The following is a 20,174-nucleotide window of genomic DNA, read 5'->3' on the forward strand; positions in this document are numbered from 1 at the left end:
AGGCCGATGACCGCTTTCCCGCCACCGATGCCCACCGCCGCGAAAGCAGGCTGGTGGAGCCGTAACTGGAAATGGTGCGTGCCCGTGCTGGCGGTGGTGGTGCTGGCCTCGTTCCTCGCCTTCATCGCCGGGCTGATGACGCTGATCTTCGGCGCGATGAAATCCTCGGAGCCCTACCGGCATGCGATGGCGCGGGCGCAGGCCGATGCGGCCGTGGTCGCCGCACTGGGCACCCCGATCAAGCCCGGCTGGTCCGTGCAGGGCAGCCTCGACAGCAGCGGACCGGGCGGCGAAGCCGAACTGGCGATTCCGCTCGATGGCAGCAAGACCGACGGCACGCTGTTCGTGGTGGCGGAGAAGCGCGCCGGCGAATGGCACTACGAAACGCTGGCGGTCAACGTGGACGGTGGGGAGCGGATCGTGCTGGAAGCCGACAACGGCGGTCCTGCGTCTCCCTGACCCCATGAACGACGAAGGCGGCCGTGGGCCGCCTTCGGATCGCAACCTGATGTGGCCGACTCAGTTCTTCGGTGCCGGTTCCGGCACGACCAGGGCGGGATCCACCGCCGTTCCCGGTGGCACGTAGATCGCCACGCCTGCGGCCTGCTTCTGGGTCGTGGGAATGCCCATGCTCAAGCCACCACCCGAGTGGCGACCGTAGCTGCCGGCGCCCACGGACATGCCGACCGGCGATCCGCTGGAACCCACGCCGATCAGGACGATGCCATTGGCACCGAGTGCCGCCGCTTCACGCTTGAGGCGCGCGACGGCGGCGTCGGTCTGGCCCTGCGTGCCGAAGCCGACCGCGCTCTTGGATTCGAGCTGCGCGATCTCCTGCGCGCCCGCGGGGGCGGTGCGGTAAACCTGGACCTGGGCGGGATCGACCGGGGCGCGGGCCTGGCCGAGCATGACCTTGGAGCTGCTGGCGCACCCGGCGACCAGCATGGCGGCGAACATGGCAGTGGCAATGCGGAACGACATGGCGGCTTCTCCCGGGGATCCACGGCGATCTTCCGCCGCATGGGCTGAATACTGGCACATCGCGTCCTTCGCGGCGCGTGCAGGCCGGCGGGTTATCATTTCGGCCTGACCATGCGCCCGCGTCCCGCACGATGAGCTCCGCCCCCGATCATCCTCCCGCGCCCCAGCGGCTGGCGGTCGACTATATCCATGCCCCTTCCCCCCTCGCGCTGCTCAGCCTGCCGGAAACCCTGGCGGTGTTCGGCTTCGGCGCACTGGCGCCCGCCACTTCGACCATCGACGACCCGCGCTACCTGCGCGTGCCACTCTCGCCCTTGCGCGAAGCCGCGGCCCCGTACGAAGTCTGGCGTGCCACGGGTCCGGTGACCACCGGCCGCCAAGGCGCGGTGCGTTACAGCCATGATGGTGCGCTGATGTTCGGCGTGGTGGAGTGGGAAGAACCCGAAGGCGGCATCCTGCACGCGAGCGCGCATGCATACGCCGCGATGGCCGCCTTCTGGCGCGACAGCGGATACCCGCACCTGCTGCGCATCTGGAACTACTTCGACGCCATCACGCAGGGCGAGGGCGACGGCGAGCGCTACCGGCAATTCTGCATCGGCCGCGTGCAGGGCCTGGGCGATGTCGATACGCGCACGTTGCCCGCCGCCACGGCGATAGGCAGCCGCGATGGCCGCCGCGTGCTGCAGGTCTACTGGCTCGCCGCACGTGAACCGGGCATGCCGCTGGAAAATCCGCGCCAGGTCAGCGCCTACCGCTATCCGCGCGAATACGGCCCGCAATCCCCGAGCTTCGCGCGCGCGCTGCTGCCGCCGTCGCACCAGGTACCCCTGTTCCTGTCCGGCACCGCCAGCATCGTCGGCCACGCGTCGCAGCACGCGGACTCGTTGCGCGCGCAGCTGGACGAGACACTCACCAACCTCGACAGCCTGCTGGGCGCGGCACGCACGCACGCGGCGACACTGCCGGCGCATCTGGATGCGAGCTCGCGCCTGAAGGTCTACGTAAGCGATGCCGCCGACGCAGACGCCGTGGCCGCGCAACTCGAAGCCCGCCTGGGCACGCGCGTGCCGTGGCTGATGCTGCATGCCGACGTCTGCCGGCGCGAGCTGCTGGTCGAGATCGAGGGCATGCACGGCGTGGGTGCTTGAAGCGCCCGGCGACCGTCCGCATAGTGGAAGCACGGGGCGACCTTCCGCACGCCCACATGGGAATCGACATGGGACTGATCAGCCTGCTGTGGGGCATCGTGGCGATGCTGTGGATGGTGCTGGCGCTCATTCCGCTGCTGGGCTGGGGCAACTGGTTCCTGATTCCGTTCGCGGCGGTAGGCGCGATCATCGCCGCCATCGGCATCCTGTTCACCCGTACCGAAAACCGCGGCCGCGCCAAGGCGGGGCTGGTGCTCAACGGCATCGTCATCGTGGTCGGCATCATCCGCCTGTCGCTGGGCGGCGGCGTCATCTGACGCCCTCCCGGACGCAGTGTTCCGCGCTGCGACCGCCTGTCGCAGGCCCGCCCGCGGGACACCGGCGTATCATGCGCCGCTCTGACAGGAGCCCGTGATGGCCTACCCCTACACCCGCCCGCGCCGCATGCGTCGCGACGACTTCTCCCGTCGCCTGATGCGCGAGCACGTGCTGACCACCAACGACCTGATCTATCCCGTGTTCGTGCACGAGGAGAAGGGCCGGATGCCGGTGGCGTCGATGCCGGGCGTCGAGCGCCTGTCCATCGACGAGCTGCTGCGCGTGGGCGAAGAAGCGCTGGAACTGGGCGTGCCCGTGCTGGACCTGTTCGGCGTGCCGGATCCGGCGGCGAAGACCGCCGATGGCCGCATCGCCTGGGACGAGGACGGCATCATCCCGCGCGCGATCCGCGCGCTGAAGGCGCGCTTCCCCGAACTGGGCGTGATGAGCGACCAGGCGCTGGACCCGTACACCACGCACGGACAGGATGGCCTGATCGACGACACCGGCTACATCCTCAACGACGAGACCATCGAGGCGCTTGTGAAGCAATCGCTGGCGCATGCCGCCGCCGGCGTGGACATCCTCTCGCCCAGCGACATGATGGACGGCCGCATCGGCGCGATCCGCGAGGCGCTGGAGAAGGCGGGGTACATCAACACCCGCATCATGTCGTACGCGGCCAAGTACGCCAGCGCGTTCTACGGCCCGTTCCGCAGCGCGGTGGGTAGCGCCGGCAACCTGGGCAAGGGCAACAAGTTCACCTACCAGATGGACCCGGCCAATTCCAACGAAGCGCTGCACGAGATCGCGCTGGACCTGGACGAAGGCGCGGACATGGTGATGGTGAAGCCCGGCCTGCCGTACCTGGATGTGATCCGCCGGGTGAAGGACGAATTCGGCGTGCCGACCTTCGCCTACCAGGTCAGCGGCGAGTACGCGATGATCAAAGCGGCGGCCGCGAACGGCTGGCTGGACGAGAAGGCCTGCGCATTGGAGGCACTCACCGCGTTCAAGCGTGCCGGTGCCGACGGCGTGCTGACCTACTTCGCGCTGGATGCGGCGCGCTGGCTGCGGGACGGCTGAGGTGAGCACCGTCGTCATCCGCGATGCACGACATGACGATGCAGCGGAGCTGGCGCGGCTGTGCACGCTGCTCGCCTATCCGGTCGACAGCGCCGCGATGGCCGGACGGCTGGCCACCCTGCTGGCATCGCCCGCGCATGCCGTGATGGTCGCCGCCTCAGCAGACGACGACAGCGGCCTGATGGGAATGGTGGCCGCGGAGTGGCGGCTGATGATCGAGTTCGGCGGGCGCGCCGAGATCACGGCATTGATCGTCGACCCGCGGGCGCGACGCCTCGGTCTGGCGCGGGGCCTGGTGGATACGGCCTGCGACTGGATACGGGACCAGGGCGGCACGGACGTCTTCGTGCGCTCCAACATCCTGCGCCCGGAATCGCATGCGTTCTATCCGTCAGCCGGGTTCGCGCTGGCCAAGACCCAGCATGTCTACGTACGACGGCTGGCAAGAGCGGCAGGCGATTGACCGGATGCTTCGCGGTATCGGCGGGGCATGAAAAAACGGGAGCCGTCCGGCTCCCGTTTTCGTCCAGCGCTCAGAAGCGCGCTTCGACACCCAGCATCACGGTGTCGGCACGGTTGAAGTCGCAGTCGAGGTCGTCGTCGCAGTCGTTGTAGGTGTAGTCGTCGGCGTAGACGAACGCGGTATAGCCGAGGCTGATGTTGAGGTGGCGATTGATGTCTACGCCGATGGCGATGCCGGCGTAGCCTCCGTCGGCGTCGAATTCCTCGTCGGCGCCGTCAACCTCGGCGTCGAAGTAGCCGCCGCGCACGGTGGCGAACCACGGGCTGTCGCCGAAGTTCATGCGTGCATTCGCGCCGATGGCCCTGTAGGTCGCCTTCGCGAACCGCCAGTCGCCATCGGTGGTCTCGTCCAGGCGGCCACCCGACAGTTCCACGCCCACCTGCGCCCACGGACCCGCCTGCCAGCGGTAACCCGCGCTCACGGCGACGGCATCCTGTTCGACGTCTTCGTAGATCCAGCCCTGGCCGGCCTGCACCCCGACGAAGAAGCCGCCGTCTTCCTGCTCTTCCCGGACAGGCGCGGGCGAAACATGGGCTGGTGCCTGGTACGTCGGCGCAGGGGCCGGCGATGCGGGCTGAGGGGCGGCGGCCTGCGTTGCCGGCGTCACGGGCTGGGCGGCGGCGGGCTGGGGCGCCTCCTTCTTGCGGAAGGCTTCATAGGCTGGCGAGATGGACTGCGCCTGTGCGTGCACAGCGAACGCGGCCAGCACGAGTGGCAAGCAACGGAACAACGGCGTCATGGTGTTTTCCCTTTCGGCAATGATGGAAACCCCGCGTCCTTGCGGTACCGGCGGGGCGGATGGTGTGTCGCGGCGATCAGTACCGATGGGCACGCTTGTGCGGGCCTGTCTGCCGATCCGTTCCGGTCGGCAGCCGCGGCGGAGCAGCAGAGCACAAGGTGGACGGCGGTCGGACTCCCCAGCCCGGCCTGCCGGTTGCCCCGTTCCCTGGCGCGCCCCCTTCGGCGGCGGCACAGTGAGGCGCGTGGCGCCGTCTGTCAAGCCGGCACCGGCGCGCGTAGACTGCGGACAACGACTGGAGACGGGGATCCGCACCATGACCAACCACCGCTACGCCGTCTTCGGCCATCCCGTCGCCCACTCGCTGTCGCCCCGCATCCATGCGGCGTTCGCGCGCCAGGTCGGCATCACGCTGGAGTACACCGCCATCGATGTCGCCGCGTACGACTTCGTCGCCGCGCTTGATCGCTTTGCAAGTGACGGGGGCGCGGGTGCCAACGTCACCCTGCCGTTGAAAGAAGCCGCCTTCGCGATCTGTGCGCAGACCTCCGAACGCGCACGGCGCGCCGGCGCGGTGAACACGCTGACCCGCAACGATGGCCAATGGCATGGCGACAACACCGACGGTGCGGGGCTGGTGCGGGACCTGACCGGCCGCCATGGCCTGGACTTGCGCGCACGCCGTGCGTTGCTGCTGGGTGCCGGTGGCGCGGCGCGCGGCGTAGCGCCGGCATTGCTCGATGCGGGCATCAGCGAGCTGATCATCGTCAACCGCACGCCTGATCGCGCGGATGCGCTGGCGGACGCACTGGGCGAGCCGGAGCGTGCGCATTCGCGCTACTGGAACGACCTGCGCGACCTCGGCGACTTCTCGCTGATCGTCAACGCCACGTCCGCCTCGCGGCAGGACCAGGGCGAATTCAGCCTGCCCTTCCACCTCGCCACGCCACGCACGCTGGCGGTGGATCTCAATTACGGCGAAGCCGCGATTCCCTTCCTCGCGTGGGCGCGCGCCGCCGGCTGCCACGATGCCGTGGATGGATTGGGCATGCTGGTGGAACAGGCGGCCGAGGCATTCGAGCAATGGCACGGCGTGCGCCCGGAAACCGATGCGGTCTATGCCGCGCTGCGCGACAGGGACAAGGTGCTGGTGACGGCGGATTGACCCGCCGCGCATTCGCGCGGCGGACACAGAATCGACAACAAGAAGCAGGGACGGCAGGGATGCAACCGGATTTTTCAGACATCAGCTTCAACAAGGACCGCCAGCGCAACGGCGCGGCACTGCAGGCGGCACAGGGATTGCGGTTGCTGCCGGTCGCCATCGTATTCAACGTAGCCGCCCTCGTCCTCGGGTTCGGCGCGGATGCGTCGTCGCTGCTGGGCATCGTGGCGACCTTGCTGACCGTCGCCGGCTTCGCGTTCGGCGCGTACGGCACCTATCTGTGCATGGACGGTTTCGGTTGGGCCGGCTATATCAACATCCTGATCGTGGCATCGCTGCTGATACCCTACGTCAAGATCATCACCCTCGTGGTCGTGTTCGCAAAGACCGTGGACATGATGCGGACCGCCGGCTATCGATTCACGCTGACCGGAAAAATCGTCAGGCAGGAACGTTGAGTCCCGCGATCATCGATCCGGAACTCGCCCAGCGGATCGAAACGCTCCCTCGCCCTGACACAGGAAAACATGCATGGACGGATTCCTCACCCAACTGCTGACGATGCTCGGCTACCAGCTGCCCGAGCTGCTGGCCTGCGTGGCGGGCGTCGCCATGCTGGCGATGTGGGTGCCGGCAGCGCCCGGCCGCAAGCTGGCGTTGGCGGGCACGTCGGTGATGCTGCTGACCACGCTGCTGCGGGGTGTGATGAGCGTCTGGCACGCATGGCTGATCAACAGCAACACCGACAGTTATTCATCGTTGAGCGGGATGATGTCCCTGTTCGGCGCGTTCGGCATGCTGCTGGGCGTGGTGTCCGCTGTCGGACTGGTGCTGCTGGTCTGGGGCGCCTGCAAGGCCATGCAGGCGACGCGGGCGGCCTAGGCGATATCCGCATAGGCGTTGCCGAAAACGGAATACGACCGCGATGCTCGGCCACGCGCCGCCGGGCTAGCATCGCAGGATGAAACGCCTTCTCCTGCTGACCCTGCTCTTCCTCGCAGGCCTCGCCTGCCTGGCTCCCTCCGCCTTCGCGCAGGGCCAGTTCAAGGTGCTGGTCGTCGCGATTCCCAACCGCTATCACCACGACTATGCCGTGGTCGCCAAGCCGCAGTTCGAACGCATGGCGCAGCGGCATGCGTTCGACCTCACATGGTCGTGGAACAGCACGCCGTTCGATGGCGATCTTTCGGCCTATGCCGCCATCGTGCTGCTCAACACGCCCGGTGATGAGCTGAAGGGCCCGCAGCGCGAAAGGCTGGCGTCCTACGTGCGCGCCGGCGGCGGCGTGGTGGCGGTGCACCGCGCGCTGATCTTCAACCCGCCTGGCGAGTGGCCCTGGTTCGAACGGCTGATCGGACGCACGTTCCGCATCCATCCGATGGTGCAGACCGCCACCGTGCGCGTGGAAGACCCTGCGTTTCCCGCCACCTCCGGCCTGCCGGCGCAGTGGATCTGGACGGACGAATGGTACGAGTTCAATGCCCCGGTCACGCGCGGCCTGCGGACCGTGCTGAGCGTGGATGAATCCACCTACGATCCTTCCCGCATCTGGCCGGGCCAGACCGCGCACGGCATGGGGAAAGAACACCCTGTCGCGTGGTACCACCTCTACGACGGTGGCCGCATCTTCGTCACCGCGCTCGGCCATACTCCCGCGCTCTACGACGATCCGCTCTACCTCGCGCACCTGTACGGCGGCATCTGGTGGGCCGCGACCGGCCTGGGCATCGACGAACCGCGTTGATCCGCGTCAGCGCACGGCAGGTCCGGCGCAGAGCTGCAGCCGTGAACACAGGAACGCCACCTGCGCGTCCTGTGTCTCCGGGCCTTCGTAAGGCAACACCGTCCAGCGCTCGCGGGCCTGCATCGCCTCGCCGGGTGCAAGCGTGCGAAAGGCGGCGTGCACCTCCATCTCCAGCAAGCCGGCCTGCACGTCGGCGGCGTTGTCGAGATAGAGCTCGACCTGCCCATGCTCCGGATGGATCGCGGCACGTGGCAGGTGATCGAAGCGGATCACGAACACCTGCCCATGCGCGAAGCCGGCCATCCAGCCTGCGGATGGCTGAAGGAATACCTTGCCACGGCGCATCTCCATCTCCTGCGGCATGGGCAGGAACGAGAACACGCCCCCTTCGATCATCCAGGCAGAGGTAGCTCCCTCCGCGGCCTCCACCCGCACGTCACGCGCACTGGCAACGGGTACGTAGACGCGCGTGGCCGCCGAGGTGCGGGTGTTGAACCACAGGTCGCGCGCGACCGGGCGGTCGCGGATGTTGCGCGCGGTCGCCGTCACGATGACGGTGGACGGATCCGCCGGATCGAACGCGAACGCTTTCAACAGCCGCACGCCGGTGACCGGGCTGTCGATGCCCTCCAGCACCAGCCGTTCGGGCGAACGCGCGACCACGCGGGTCTCGGCGAAAGCCAGGTAAGGGTCGGGCGGCCACACGGCCTTCGAAGCGCGACGCGCAGGATTCACGCGCTGGTCGGACCACCAGCCGCTCTGCGGTCCCAGCCATATGTCGTGACCGAGATAGCCGATGTCATCCGCATCGGGCGATACGGCCGGCGATGGTTGCGAGGCGACGGGATCGCCGACCTTGATCAGGTTGGGCCGATCCACCAGCCCGAACCGCAACACACGCCCACCCAGGGCGGGCGTAACGTCGAGCACCACATCGCCGGACTGCAGGCGGACGCGCTCCACCTCCGTGGACGGCCGCGCCGTCGCGCCCTGCGGGCACAGGGCCGTCAGGAGCAGCAGGAATGCGGCGGCCGAGCGCATGCGCGCCACTAGAGCACGCCGTCCCGCTTCACCGCCAGGTAACGCTCCACCAATGCACCGGGCAGTTCGTCGCTGGAAACGTCGAGCACCATCACCCGGTGGCTGCGGAGCGCATCGTGCGCGGCCGTGCGCTGCTCCAGATAGCGCGCCACCGCGCCGGCATGGATGGCACCGTGCAGGTCGCGGACTTCGCCATCGAGCGCCTCATCCAGCGAGGTCTCGCGCAGGCTGGCCACGCAGACCAGGTGACGGCGCTGCAACAGGCGCACGGCGGCCAGCAGGTCTTCGATGTCTTCGTCACGGACGTTGGTGACCAGCATCACCAGCGAACGCCGGCGCTGCCGCAGGCTCAGCTCGGTGGCCGCTGCCAGGTAGTCCGTGGCCACCGCGCGCGGCTGCAGGTCGTAGCTGGCGCGCAGCAGCGTGTCGATGGCGGCCATCCCGCGCTGCGGCGCCACCCAGCGGCTGTCGCCACCTGCCGCGAGCAGGCCCACGCCATCGCCCTGGCGCAATGCCAGGTACGACACCACCAGCGCGGCATTGAGTACGTGGTCGAAATGCCCCAGCGCATCCTCGCGCGCCATCATCCGGCGACCGGTATCGATCAGCATGACCAGTTGCTGGTTCTTCTCATCCTGGTATTCGCGCGAGATCAGCTTGCGCGAGCGCGCCGTCGCCTTCCAGTCGACCTGGCGCAGGCTGTCGCCCACGCGGTACTCGCGCATCTGGTTGAAGTCGGTGCCTTCGCCGCGTCGCCGCTTGAGGTGTGCGCCCACCAGGCGCGAGGCCTGTTCGGCACTGAACAGCGCGAAACGCGTCAGCGGTGCGAAGTTGGGATACACGCGCACGCGTTGCGGCGCGCCCGCCACGCGCGACTGCCGCCACAGTCCCAGCGCGGAACGCAGGCGCAGCTGCACACCCTCGAACGCGGCATCGCCGCGCGCACTGGGCCGCAACCGGTAGGTGATGCGGGTCGCCGACATCGGGGCGAGCGCGAGCCGCCGCGGCATGCCGGACGACGGCCAGCCGCCCGGATACAGGTCGAACACATCCAGCCGTTGCCGCACCCGTGATTCGAAGCACAGGGCGACGTCGCGCTCGATGCCCAGTGGCAGGGCCTCGGGCACCTCGCGCACCACCTCAGGGAGCGGGCGCGCGCGCAGCCGCCATGCATCCAGCGCTGCAAGCACCAGCAGCCCCGCGCCGACCGCCTGCCACTGCCACAACGGCCAGCCGAGGAACGGCACGGCCAGGCCGGCAAGGCCCCAGCAGGCAATCAGCAGGATCAGCAGCGGCGCCGGCCTCATTGTGGCGCTCCTTCCCCCGCCTGCGGGGGAAGGCTGGGATGGGGGCAATCGGAGACCGGATACGTCGGCAAACGATCAGGTTGATCGCTCTCCCCCACCCCGCCCCTCCCCGGCAGGCGGGGGAGGGAGCTGATCGCGAGATAGGTCGGGGCCACGCGGACGATCATTTCCGCGGCGCGTCCACTTTCGCCAGCAGCGCGCGCAACGCGTCGTCAGGCGACTGCCCTTCGATCTGCAGTTCCGGCGCCAGCGTGATGCGGTGGCGCAGCGCCGGGCGGGCGATCTCGCGCACGTCGTCGGGGGTGACGAAATCGCGCCCCTGCAGGACGGCCTGCGCGCGTGCGGCGCGCACAAGCGCGATGCTGCCGCGCGGGCCCGCACCCAATGCGATGCCGGGCCACTTGCGGGTGGCGGCGACGATGCGCACGGCGTAGTCGATGACTTCCGGGTCCACGCGCACGGCGGCGGTTTCGCGCTGCATGGCGATGATGTCGTCCGCGCCGAGCACGCGTGCCACCTGCGAAAGATCGAAGTCGGAGGCAGTCCGGCCGGTGGTGATGGCATCGACCATGCGCTTCTCGTCGTCCAGCGCCGGATAGTCGATCAGCACCTTCAGCAGGAAGCGGTCGAGCTGCGCTTCCGGCAACGGATAGGTGCCTTCCTGTTCGACCGGGTTCTGGGTGGCGAGCGTGATGAACGGCGGCGACAGCTCGAAGGATTTGCCTTCGATGGTCACCTGGCCTTCCTGCATCACCTCCAGCAACGCGGACTGGGTCTTGGCGGGCGCGCGGTTGATCTCGTCGGCGAGCAGGATGTTGGTGAACACCGGCCCGCGCCGGATCTTGAAGCTCTCCGTCTTCGGGTCGTAGACGGCGTGCCCGCTGACATCGCTGGGCATCAGGTCGGGAGTGAACTGCACGCGTCCGTAGGTCAGCTCCAGTGCCTGCGCGAGGGCCCGCACCAGCAGCGTCTTCCCGAGCCCCGGCACGCCTTCGATCAGGACGTGGCCGCCCGCCAGCAGGGCGATCAGGATCTGGTCGAGGACATCCGGCTGGCCGATGAACGCCTTGGACACTTCCTCGCGTACGGCATCGACGCGCTGGGACAGCGCGTTTTCCGGCATCGGCGGAAGCGCGGGCGGCGCGGCGGCGGTCTCGTCGTTCATAGGCGGTTTCTCAGTTGGATCAGCAGGGAAATGCGGTCACGGAATGCCTGCCTGTCGTGCGAGGCGGGCGCATTGAGGGCCACGCGGATGCGGTCGGCCGGAAGGCCGGTGCGCTCTGCGATGGCGGCGACCTGGGAATCGCCGGACAGCGCGGCGGCGACGGGATCGCGGCGGCGCAAGCGGGCGAGGAATGCCTGCCGGACCGCTGCGTACAGCATTACCCCGCGACCGTAACGGTAGAGATGTTCGCCGCTCGCGCGCACGTGCTCCAGCAGCGAGCGGCGCTCGCCGGCCGGTGACGGCACCGATGGACCGAACCGCTGCATGCGCATCCACAACCAGGCGGCGAGCGCGAGCAGCAGCGGCGCCCACACCATCCAGCCGCGGACGAACAGGATGCGCCACAGCGACGGCATCTCGGCGGCATAGACCAGGTGCATGGTGCCGCGACCGTAGTTGGGCGCCAGCACCTGCCGCGCCAGCACGCGATGCGGACCGTCGCGCAGGCCGCCCTTCGGCGGTTCGTCCAGCGCACCGCGCGCGCGCGCGCGCGTTTCGGTATTGGCCATGAAATCGAAGTCGGCCAGTACATCCACGTGGCCACGCCCCTGCGCCAGCCGCGCGTAGACATAGCCGTCCTGCAGGTTGCCCCAGGCGAGTTCCGGTTCCACGTCATCGAAGGCGAACCGGCGTCCCGCGCAGAACTCGACATGATGGTCTTCGCCTTCCACCTGGAAGGCTTCGCACTCGGGTTCCCCGTCCACCAGCCAGACCGACAGCAGGTCCAGCATGGCTGTCTGCGGCGCATCCGGCCCGGCCAGGTCTTCGCCCGGCGAGTAAAGCGGCGTGCGGACCAGGAGATGCCCGCCCGCCTCCACCCACGCCAGCAGGCGATCGGCCTCGGGCGGCGACAGCGCGCGCGGATCGTTGAACAGCAACAACGTGTCCTCGCGCGCCAGGGCGTTGTCATCCAGCAGCAGGCGCTGGCGCGCGTTGACCTTCACGCCGTCGGCTTCCAGCGTCTTCGCCAGCGCGTACAGCGGGTTGTAGGCCGCTTCGCCATCCGGCGGAAGATGGAACGTCTTTTCGACACGGTGGAAGGTATGCCGGAACCACACGGCCAGCAGTGCCACCACCACGAACACGACCAGCAGGCCCACGCCCACCAGGCGACCATTGCGGCGCGCGGACGTCATGACGCCCACCCGTAACGGTGCTGCAGTTCACCCACCAGCGCATCGAACTCGTCTTCGCCGGGCAGCCGCTCCGCATAGGCCGCGTACTGCCAGGTCCTGACGATGCGCGCGAAGGCATGCCGGTCTTCCGCCTGCGGCATGCGTCGCGATGCACGCAGGCACTCGGCTTCCGTTGCACCTGGCGGCAGCGCGATGTCCGCGCGCTGGCTCATGCTCTCCACGCTCGCGCGGTAGAGCAGCGCCAGCGCGTGCCGTGGACGTCCCTCGCGCCACAGCGCGCGCGCCGCGGTGGCGATGTCGTCCGGCAGCGCCTCGGGCAATACCAGTGCATCCGACTGCGGCGCATCCGGCGGCAGCGCGCGCGTGCCGGAGATGCCGCGCATCCACGGCCACCAGTAGCGTGCGGTCGCCAGCAGGGCGAGCACCAGCACGCCCGCCACCAGCCAGAGCCCCCATTCGCCGATGAACGCCAGCACGTTGCCGAACCCGGACAACCAGGCTTTGTCGCCGTCGAGCGTGTCGTCGGGGTCTTCTTCTTCCGCCGTGTCGCGACGCTCCCACGACGCCTGCGTGCGCTTGCGATCCAGCAGGGGATCGCGGTACGCCTCATCGGCGGCCTTGCGGAATGCACGGTCGTCGACGCGCTGGTCGCCGAACACGATGGGGACGGTCGGCGGCGTCGGTTTGGCGGGAGCATCGGCTTGCGGCGCGGTCGTGGCCGGCGGTGCGCCGTGGCGCTCCTGCGCCTCGGCGATGCCCATGCCTGCCCACAGCACCGCAGCCAACAGTACCGGCGCGACCGCCGCCAGCCGTGCACGCAGCTTGCGGAACACGATCTCCAGATCCCAGGCCTCGATCTGCGTGCGGCGGTTGAGGTAAAGGCCGAACCCCGCCCCGACGTAGAACGGCTCCACCACGCTGATGGCCGCCCATGCCAGCGCATTCCACGCCAGCTTGAGCCACGCCGGCCATTCGATGGCCACCATGCGGAAGGCCGTCTGCATGCTGTCCGGCAGCAGGTCCTGCGGCAGGTACATGACGACGGCGACCACGCCGCCCATCACCAGCACGGCCTGGAACAGCAGGCAGATCCAGGTCAGCAGGATCGCGGTGCCATACGCCTGACCACCGAGGACGCCACGACGCTGGCGCAGGCGATCCCCCTGGACGCCTTCCAGCAGGTCGATGGGCATGTACAGCGAACGCACGGGGCTGAAGCGCCGCCAGGTGAGCAGGTGCGGCAGCGTGCGCAGCCCCCAGTGCCGCTGCGCCTGCATTGTCTCGCGCGTACCGGGCGCGTTGCCGAACACGGCGCGCGAGATGACATACAGCGGGATGCGGTCGAAGGCCGGCTTCAGCCACCACATCAGCAGCATGGCCAGCCAGAACTGGTCGATCCACCATGCGCCGAGGTTGAGCAGCGCGAACACGGGCACGGTCAGCCACAGCCAGGGCTTCCAGATCGCACCGGCATGCTGTCGCACCAGTGCCATGCCCAGCTCGACGGCCTCCCAGTCCGAGCGCGCGCGCAGGCGGACGGTCAGCTGTTCAATCCTCATCGGCCACCCCGCGTCCGCCGACGCCCAGCCACAGCGCCACCAGCGTCCACAGCACGCCGGAGACGCTGTACTTCACGGCGGCCGGAATGGATTGCGTCGATGACCAGAAGGCTTCGATGAACGCGGCCACCAGCAGCATGAAGGCCACGCCCAGGCACAGCCGCGCGCCCTTGGCGCCAGCGCTGGCAAGCGCATCGACACGCCGCTGCCGTCCCGGTGCCACCAGGCTCAGGCCCAACCGCAGGCCCGCGCCGCCGGCCAGCACGATGGCGGTCAGTTCGAACGGCGCATGCCCGCAGACGAAACGCCACAGCGGGTCGCCATAGCCGATCTGCTGCAGGTGGCCGAATACCGTCCCGATGCCCACGCCATTGACGATCAGCACGAACAACGCGCCTACGCCCGCAAGCAGTCCGCCGGCGAAAGTCCTCAGGCCGATGCTGATGTTGTTCCAGATGTAGTGGCCGAACATCTGCCAGTCGCTGCCGCTCTCGCGGCCCAGCGCGTGGCGCGTGTCGCTGGGGTCGTACATGCGCTCGTACATCGCCACCTGTTCGGGCGACACGATGCTGTAGACCAGTTCCGGGCGGACCTGCAGCAGCACGAACATCAGCACCAGCGGCACCACGAACACGGCGGCGGCCACCCACATGCACCCGGCCTCGCTGCGCACCAGGCGCGGGAACTCCGCCAGCAGGAAGCGCACCGCGCGCTGCCAGCGCGGTGGCGCCGTCCTGTACATGACGCCGTGGCCCTGCTGCATCAGTGCCTGCAGACGGTCCACCACCACCGGGCTGTAGCCGCGCTTGCGCGCCAGCGCCAGTTGCTGGCAGATGCGGCGGTAGCGTGCCGGCACGTCTTCGTCGGTGAGCACGCCGTTGTTGCGTTGGCGGCGCGCGCTCCGGGCGCTGCCACCACGTGCCTGCAGCCAGGATTCGAAGGCCAGCCATTCGGGCTGGTGACGGGCGACGAACTGTTCCTGCCTCATCGCCGCCCCAGCAGCCAGTTGGCCATGCCGTACAGGCGCTGCACGCCGGCCTCTCCGCGCGCGCCGGTGACCGGCTCGGCGAGGTTGGCCAGTTCTTCCTGGCGTGAGGGCGTCAGTTGTGGCGCGCGCTCGCCGAACGCCACGATCGCGCCCTGTTCTTCCGGCAGCAGGCGCGCCGACGGGACGAACACCGTGTTGACGGGCGCCGGCACGTGTTCGCGCTCGTGGCCGGCATGCACCACCAGCGTACCGGCCACCATGTCGCCCAGGCGGCGCGCGTGCGGGTCCGCCAGGCAGGCGACCAGCCCGGCGGCGTAGCCGAACGGCAGCATGTCGACGGTGCGCAGCAGGTTGCGCGTGATCGCCGCCAGCCAGCCCACCGGCGCGCCATCGGCCGACACCACGCGCAATCCCAACGCCTTCTTGCCGGGCGTCTGCCCGTGCCACACGGATTCCAGCACGATGGGATAGGCCCAGAACACAAGGAACAGGCCGATCAGGTACAGCCCTTCACCCACCTTGCCCAGCATGGCCAGCACCATGCCCATGATCATCAGCACGCCCAGCCGGATGGCCAGGTCGATGCCCCACGCCAGCGCGCGCGGCACGGGGCCCGCCGCAGGCAGGTGCAGGCCCACGCCCTCGGGCGTGATGACTTCGCGGTAGGTGTCCAGCATCAGCCGTTCACCATGGGCGCTGCGCCCTTGGCGGCGTGGTGGCCGCAGCCGGTCCGATGTGGTTGAAGTGGTGTGTTCCGCTGTCCATGCGCCTGCCCCGTGCCTTGCGACTTTAGCCGGCCGCGTCGCGCTTGCCCAGCCGCACTACACTGCGCGCCATCATGGACACGTCCTTCTCCTGTCGCCCGGGCTGCGCGGCCTGCTGCACCGCGCCGTCGATCACCTCGCCCATCCCCGGCATGCCGCACGGCAAGCCGGCGGGTGTGGCGTGCGTGCAACTGGACGATGCCTTGCGCTGCCGGCTGTTCGGCAGGCCGGAACGGCCCGCGTTCTGCAGCACCCTGAAACCAGGCCCCGACATGTGCGGTGCCAGCCGCGACGAGGCGCTGGCACTGCTCGCCGCGCTGGAACACGCGACAACGCCCTGACACGGGCAAGACGTCACGCCACCTGCGTGGAAATCCACCACGTGGTGCCGCCCGCATCGCGGAAGCCGCCGCGACGGTCGCCGTCGCCCTTTTCCTCCGGCGCCTGCACCGGCTCGGCGCCCACCGCCAACGCACGCGTCCACGTGGCATCGACCTTGGGCACATACAGATGCACGTGGCTCGGGATGGCGGGCCAGCCGTCGGCCGCGTCGGCCAGCATCAGCACGGTGTCATCGATCCGGACTTCCGCATGTCCCAGCCGGCCTTCGCCAACCGGATGCATGCGCAGCGGTTCGGCGTCGAACACGGCGACAAGGAACTCGATGGTGCGTTGCGCGCCGTCGACGACCAGATAGGGCGCGACCGACGTATAGCCTTCCGGTTTCCAGGCCATGCGGCCCTCCTGCGATGCCGGCGCCGAGTGCGCCAAGCGGCATCATGCCGCAGGCGGTGTTGGTTGCAGGTAATGGTCCTTGAGCCGCACGTAGTGCGCAGCGGAATAATGCAGGCTCTCGATCTCCTTGTCGGTGAGCTTGCGCGCGAAACGCGCCGGATTGCCCAGCCACAGTTCGGCCTCGCCGACCACCTTGCCGGGGCCGAGCACCGCGCCGGCGCCCAGGAAGCCGTACTTCTTCACCGTGGCGCCGTCCAGGATGCAGGCACCCATGCCGATCAGGCACAGGTCCTCGATGGTGCAGGCGTGGATGATGGTGCCGTGGCCGATGGTCACGTCCGCGCCGATCAGCGTGGGGTACCCGGCCTTGTTGTACGGGCTGTGGTGGCTGACGTGGACGATGGTGCCGTCCTGCACGTTGGTGCGGGCCCCGATGCGGATGAAATTGACGTCACCGCGCAGGATGCTGCCCGGCCAGACGGACACGTCTTCGGCCAGTTCGACATCGCCGATCACGGTGGCGGCGGGGTCCACGTAGACGCGCGGGCCGAGGACGGGAAAACGGTCAAGATAGGGGCGCAGGGAGGTCATTCGCGCATTGTAGCGAGCAGGCCCGATGCGGCCGGACTACACTCCGGCGTATGGACATGACCGCCACGCCCGACCTGAGCGCCACCCTGCAACGCCTGCGCGAGGCATGGCAGGCGAAGAAGCCCGACCTGGCCCAGCGCCGCGACGACCTGCAGCGGCTGCGCGAGGCGCTGAAGCGGCGGCTGCCGGAAATGGCGGACACCATCGCCGCCGACTTCGGCCATCGCTCGCGCCACGAATCGCTGATCGCCGACGGCATGACCGTGCTCAACGAGATCGACCACCTGGCGTCGCACCTGCGCGGATGGATGAAGCCGCGCCGCGTGGGCGTGGGCTGGCGGTTCTGGCCGGCGCGCGCGGAAATCCGCCGCGAGCCGGTCGGCGTGGTGGGCGTGATCTCGCCGTGGAACTACCCGGTCAACCTGGCGCTGATTCCACTGGCCACCGCCATCGCCGCCGGCAACCACGTCTACCTCAAGCCATCCGAACACACGCCGCATACCACCGCGTTCCTGCGCTCGCTGCTGGCGGAGGTGTTCCCGCTGGAGCGCGTCGCGGTCGCCACGGGGGGCGCCGACGTGGCCGGCGCCTTCGCCGCACTGCCATTCGACCACCTGGTGTTCACCGGCTCCACCGCCGTGGGCCGCAAGGTGATGGCGGCGGCGGCGGCCAACCTGACCCCGCTGACGCTGGAACTGGGCGGCAAGTCGCCGGCCATCGTCTGCGACGACTTCCCGCTGGACCAGGCCGCCGCGCGACTGGCGACCGGCAAGTGGTTCAACGGCGGCCAGACCTGCATCGCACCGGACTACGTGCTGCTGGTGGGTCGAAGCCGCCGCGATGCGCTGGTGCAGGCGCTGCGCGAGCAGGTCGCCGCGCGCTACGGCAACCTGTCCGATGCCGGCGACTTCACCCGCATCATCAACGACGGGCAGTTCGCGCGGCTGGAAGGCTATCTGGAAGACGCCCGCGCACGCGGCCACGAGGTGGTCGCGCTGGCACCGGCGCACGACCGCGCGGAGCGGTTGTTCGCGCCTTCCCTGGTGATCGACCCCGGCGACGATGCGAAGGTGATGCAGGACGAGATCTTCGGCCCCATCCTGCCGATCCGCACGGTCGGTTCCCTGGACGAGGCCATCGCCTACGTCAATGCGCGCGACCGGCCGCTGGCGCTGTATCCCTTCAGCCACGACCGCAAGCGGGTGGAGAGGATCCTGCACAGCACGCTGGCCGGCGGCATCACCGTCAACGACACCGTGCTGCACTTCGGCATCAATGCACTGCCGTTCGGCGGCATCGGCCCCAGCGGCATGGGCGCCTATCACGGGCGCGCGGGCTTCGACGCGATGAGCAAGGCACTGCCGGTGCTGTGGCAGCCGCGCTGGGCCGGCAGCGACCTGCTGAAGCCGCCCTATTCCAAAGTAGCGCGGTTTATCGACTTCATCATTCGCTGAGCCGGTCCGTTCCATTGCGGGCGGCGTTGGTCCGCGTCTTCGTCGAGAATCGTCGCTCCCGTTCGTCGAACGGGATGACCTCCTGCTGACGGACCGCCATGTCGACCACCGCCGTACCCGCCAAAGCCACCCGCCGCGAATGGATCGGGCTGGCGATCATCGCCCTGCCCTGCATGGTCTACGCGATGGACCTGACCGTGCTGAACCTCGCGCTGCCGGCGATCAGCGCCGAACTCGACCCCACGGCCAGCCAGTTGCTGTGGATCGTCGACGTGTACGGCTTCCTGGTGGCCGGCTTCCTGATCACGATGGGCACGCTGGGTGACCGGATCGGCCGGCGCAAGCTGTTGCTGATCGGCGCGGCGGCGTTCGCGGTGGCCTCGGTGATGGCAGCGTTCTCGCGCAGCGCCGAAATGCTGATCGCGATGCGTGCGCTGCTGGGCGTGGCCGGCGCCACGCTGGCGCCGTCGACGATGTCGCTGATCCGCAACATGTTCCATGACGAACACGAACGCCAGTTCGCGATCGGCGTATGGATCGCGGCGTTCTCGGTCGGCGGTGCCATCGGGCCCTTGGTCGGCGGCCTGCTGTTGCAATGGTGGTGGTGGGGCGCGGCCTTCCTGGCGGCGGTGCCGGTGATGGTGTTGCTGCTGGTGCTGGGGCCGAAACTGCTGCCGGAATATCGCGATCCCGATGCCGGCAAGCTCGATCCGCTCAGCATGGTGCAGTCGCTGTTCGCGGTGCTCGCCGTGGTCTACGGCCTGAAGCGGATCGCCGAGTACGGTTCCGATGTCCGCGGCATCGCCGTGCTGCTGGTCGGCATCGCGCTGGGCGTGCTGTTCGTGCGCCGGCAGAAGCACCTTGCGTACCCGTTCCTCGACGTGACCCTGTTCCGGCGGCCGGCGTTCTCCGCCGCCATCGTCGCCTACGCGCTGGCTGGCCTGTCGATGATGGGCGTGTACATCTTCATGACCCAGTATCTGCAGCTGGTGCTGGGACTCACGCCGCTCCAGGCCGGCATCGCGACGGTGCCGTGGTCGTTGTGCTTCACCGTCGGCTCGCTGCTCGCGCCGCGGCTGGCGCGCCATTGGGGTGCGCGACGGGTGATGGTGCGGGGCCTGCTGTTCGCTGCCCTGGGTTTCGGCATCACCGCACTGGTCGTGCCGCCGTACGGGTTGTGGATCCTGATCGCCGGCATGCTGGCGATGAGCCTGGGCATGGCACCGGTGTTCACGGTGGGCAACGAACTGATCATCACCACCGCGCCGCCGGAGCGCGCAGGTGCGGCCTCGGCATTGGCGGAAACCAGCGCGGAGCTCAGTGGCGCGCTGGGCATCGCCGTGCTCGGCAGCGCCGGCATGCTGGCCTACCGGCTGTGGCTGGATCCCGCCCTGCCCGCGACGCTGGGTGACGCGGATGCGACTCGCGCGTTGTCCACGCTGGGCGGCGCAGTCGCGGTAGCCGGCGAACTGGGAGGCCAGGCCGGGACGCTGGTCGGCGACACCGCACGTGCCGCGTTCACCGGGGCCATGCGCGCCATCGCATTGTTCGGCATGGCCATGATGTTGCTGGCCGCCTGGATGTCGGCACGGCTGATGCGCGACGGTGAAGGCGCGGCGCATGCGGCGGTGGCCGACGAGGCCGCCGGCGCCTGACCGGCGCACCTG

General features: G+C 69.0%; 23 protein-coding genes. 12 read left to right on the top strand and 11 right to left on the bottom strand.

What is annotated here, in order from left to right:
- Positions 1-6 precede the first annotated feature (6 nt).
- Positions 7-459, top strand: coding sequence for a cytochrome c oxidase assembly factor Coa1 family protein (locus tag OY559_RS18835; RefSeq protein WP_277727819.1), 453 nt, complete (start codon positions 7-9; stop codon positions 457-459).
- Between the two features lie 60 nt (positions 460-519).
- Here the strand turns inward: OY559_RS18835 and OY559_RS18840 are convergent, their stop codons facing one another.
- Positions 520-981 carry a hypothetical protein gene (locus OY559_RS18840; protein WP_277727820.1) on the bottom strand — a complete coding sequence of 154 codons (462 nt, stop codon included), beginning with the start codon at positions 979-981 and terminating at the stop codon, positions 520-522.
- 131 nt (positions 982-1,112) lie between these two features.
- Here OY559_RS18840 and OY559_RS18845 point away from each other — a divergent pair, with 131 nt between their 5' ends.
- From OY559_RS18845 to OY559_RS18860, 4 genes are all read left to right on the top strand, one after another.
- A complete protein-coding gene (locus OY559_RS18845; RefSeq protein ID WP_277727821.1) occupies positions 1,113-2,132 on the top strand; it encodes a chorismate transformation FkbO/Hyg5 family protein in 1,020 nt (339 codons plus the stop codon).
- Positions 2,133-2,200: 68 nt separating this feature from the next.
- Entirely contained in the window at positions 2,201-2,449 is a 249-nt protein-coding gene (locus tag OY559_RS18850) for a hypothetical protein (RefSeq protein WP_277727822.1), read from the top strand.
- 97 nt (positions 2,450-2,546) lie between these two features.
- Positions 2,547-3,536 (top strand): porphobilinogen synthase, encoded by a 990-nt coding sequence (gene hemB / locus OY559_RS18855; RefSeq protein WP_277727823.1) that lies wholly within the window; start codon positions 2,547-2,549, stop codon positions 3,534-3,536.
- A gap of 1 nt (position 3,537) precedes the next feature.
- Positions 3,538-3,999 carry a GNAT family N-acetyltransferase gene (locus tag OY559_RS18860; RefSeq protein ID WP_277727824.1) on the top strand — a complete coding sequence of 154 codons (462 nt, stop codon included), beginning with the start codon at positions 3,538-3,540 and terminating at the stop codon, positions 3,997-3,999.
- Between the two features lie 70 nt (positions 4,000-4,069).
- Here OY559_RS18860 and OY559_RS18865 read toward each other — a convergent pair whose 3' ends face one another.
- Positions 4,070-4,798, bottom strand: coding sequence for an outer membrane beta-barrel protein (locus tag OY559_RS18865; protein WP_277727825.1), 729 nt, complete (start codon positions 4,796-4,798; stop codon positions 4,070-4,072).
- Positions 4,799-5,114: 316 nt separating this feature from the next.
- Here OY559_RS18865 and aroE point away from each other — a divergent pair, with 316 nt between their 5' ends.
- The 4 genes from aroE (at position 5,115) to OY559_RS18885 (ending at position 7,707) form a co-directional block, all read left to right on the top strand.
- The gene (gene aroE / locus OY559_RS18870) at positions 5,115-5,963 is read left to right on the top strand and encodes a shikimate dehydrogenase (RefSeq protein WP_277727826.1); all 849 of its coding nucleotides are present in this window, start codon (positions 5,115-5,117) and stop codon (positions 5,961-5,963) included.
- Positions 5,960-6,421: a hypothetical protein gene (locus OY559_RS18875; RefSeq protein ID WP_277727827.1), complete on the top strand. Its 462-nt coding sequence runs from the start codon at positions 5,960-5,962 to the stop codon at positions 6,419-6,421. The genes aroE and OY559_RS18875 overlap by 4 nt, the downstream gene beginning before the upstream one ends.
- Positions 6,422-6,494: 73 nt before the next feature.
- Complete coding sequence (locus OY559_RS18880) at positions 6,495-6,845, top strand: hypothetical protein (protein WP_277727828.1); 351 nt, start codon at positions 6,495-6,497, stop codon at positions 6,843-6,845.
- Between the two features lie 79 nt (positions 6,846-6,924).
- On the top strand, positions 6,925-7,707 hold the full coding sequence (locus OY559_RS18885; RefSeq protein WP_277727829.1) for a ThuA domain-containing protein: 783 nt from the start codon (positions 6,925-6,927) through the stop codon (positions 7,705-7,707).
- Between the two features lie 6 nt (positions 7,708-7,713).
- Here the strand turns inward: OY559_RS18885 and OY559_RS18890 are convergent, their stop codons facing one another.
- The 7 genes from OY559_RS18890 to OY559_RS18920 form a co-directional block, all read right to left on the bottom strand.
- A complete protein-coding gene (locus tag OY559_RS18890; RefSeq protein ID WP_277727830.1) occupies positions 7,714-8,748 on the bottom strand; it encodes a DUF4380 domain-containing protein in 1,035 nt (344 codons plus the stop codon).
- 8 nt (positions 8,749-8,756) lie between these two features.
- A complete protein-coding gene (locus OY559_RS18895) occupies positions 8,757-10,055 on the bottom strand; it encodes a DUF58 domain-containing protein (RefSeq protein WP_277727831.1) in 1,299 nt (432 codons plus the stop codon).
- A 163-nt stretch (positions 10,056-10,218) separates the two neighbouring features.
- Positions 10,219-11,178 (bottom strand): AAA family ATPase, encoded by a 960-nt coding sequence (locus OY559_RS18900; protein WP_277730064.1) that lies wholly within the window; start codon positions 11,176-11,178, stop codon positions 10,219-10,221.
- A gap of 38 nt (positions 11,179-11,216) precedes the next feature.
- Positions 11,217-12,416 carry a DUF4350 domain-containing protein gene (locus tag OY559_RS18905; protein ID WP_277727832.1) on the bottom strand — a complete coding sequence of 400 codons (1,200 nt, stop codon included), beginning with the start codon at positions 12,414-12,416 and terminating at the stop codon, positions 11,217-11,219.
- On the bottom strand, positions 12,413-13,975 hold the full coding sequence (locus OY559_RS18910; RefSeq protein ID WP_277727833.1) for a DUF4129 domain-containing protein: 1,563 nt from the start codon (positions 13,973-13,975) through the stop codon (positions 12,413-12,415). Before OY559_RS18910 ends, OY559_RS18905 begins: the two co-directional genes overlap by 4 nt.
- Positions 13,965-14,963 carry a stage II sporulation protein M gene (locus tag OY559_RS18915; RefSeq protein WP_277727834.1) on the bottom strand — a complete coding sequence of 333 codons (999 nt, stop codon included), beginning with the start codon at positions 14,961-14,963 and terminating at the stop codon, positions 13,965-13,967. Before OY559_RS18915 ends, OY559_RS18910 begins: the two co-directional genes overlap by 11 nt.
- On the bottom strand, positions 14,960-15,640 hold the full coding sequence (locus OY559_RS18920) for an RDD family protein (RefSeq protein ID WP_277727835.1): 681 nt from the start codon (positions 15,638-15,640) through the stop codon (positions 14,960-14,962). Before OY559_RS18920 ends, OY559_RS18915 begins: the two co-directional genes overlap by 4 nt.
- Before the next feature lie 161 nt (positions 15,641-15,801).
- On the opposite strand from OY559_RS18920, the gene OY559_RS18925 reads away from it, so the two are divergent.
- Positions 15,802-16,068 (top strand): YkgJ family cysteine cluster protein, encoded by a 267-nt coding sequence (locus OY559_RS18925; RefSeq protein WP_277727836.1) that lies wholly within the window; start codon positions 15,802-15,804, stop codon positions 16,066-16,068.
- Between the two features lie 13 nt (positions 16,069-16,081).
- Here OY559_RS18925 and OY559_RS18930 read toward each other — a convergent pair whose 3' ends face one another.
- Positions 16,082-16,462, bottom strand: coding sequence for a VOC family protein (locus tag OY559_RS18930; RefSeq protein WP_277727837.1), 381 nt, complete (start codon positions 16,460-16,462; stop codon positions 16,082-16,084).
- Between the two features lie 42 nt (positions 16,463-16,504).
- Positions 16,505-17,053 carry a gamma carbonic anhydrase family protein gene (locus OY559_RS18935; RefSeq protein WP_277727838.1) on the bottom strand — a complete coding sequence of 183 codons (549 nt, stop codon included), beginning with the start codon at positions 17,051-17,053 and terminating at the stop codon, positions 16,505-16,507.
- A gap of 56 nt (positions 17,054-17,109) precedes the next feature.
- Between OY559_RS18935 and OY559_RS18940 the strand changes: the two genes are divergently transcribed.
- Together OY559_RS18940 and OY559_RS18945 are read left to right on the top strand one after the other, a co-directional pair.
- On the top strand, positions 17,110-18,507 hold the full coding sequence (locus tag OY559_RS18940) for a coniferyl aldehyde dehydrogenase (protein WP_277727839.1): 1,398 nt from the start codon (positions 17,110-17,112) through the stop codon (positions 18,505-18,507).
- 98 nt (positions 18,508-18,605) lie between these two features.
- Positions 18,606-20,162 (top strand): MFS transporter, encoded by a 1,557-nt coding sequence (locus OY559_RS18945; RefSeq protein ID WP_277727840.1) that lies wholly within the window; start codon positions 18,606-18,608, stop codon positions 20,160-20,162.
- Positions 20,163-20,174 lie beyond the last annotated feature (12 nt).

Origin of the sequence: Pseudoxanthomonas sp. SE1, assembly GCF_029542205.1 — a bacterium.
Classification (GTDB): domain Bacteria; phylum Pseudomonadota; class Gammaproteobacteria; order Xanthomonadales; family Xanthomonadaceae; genus Pseudoxanthomonas_A.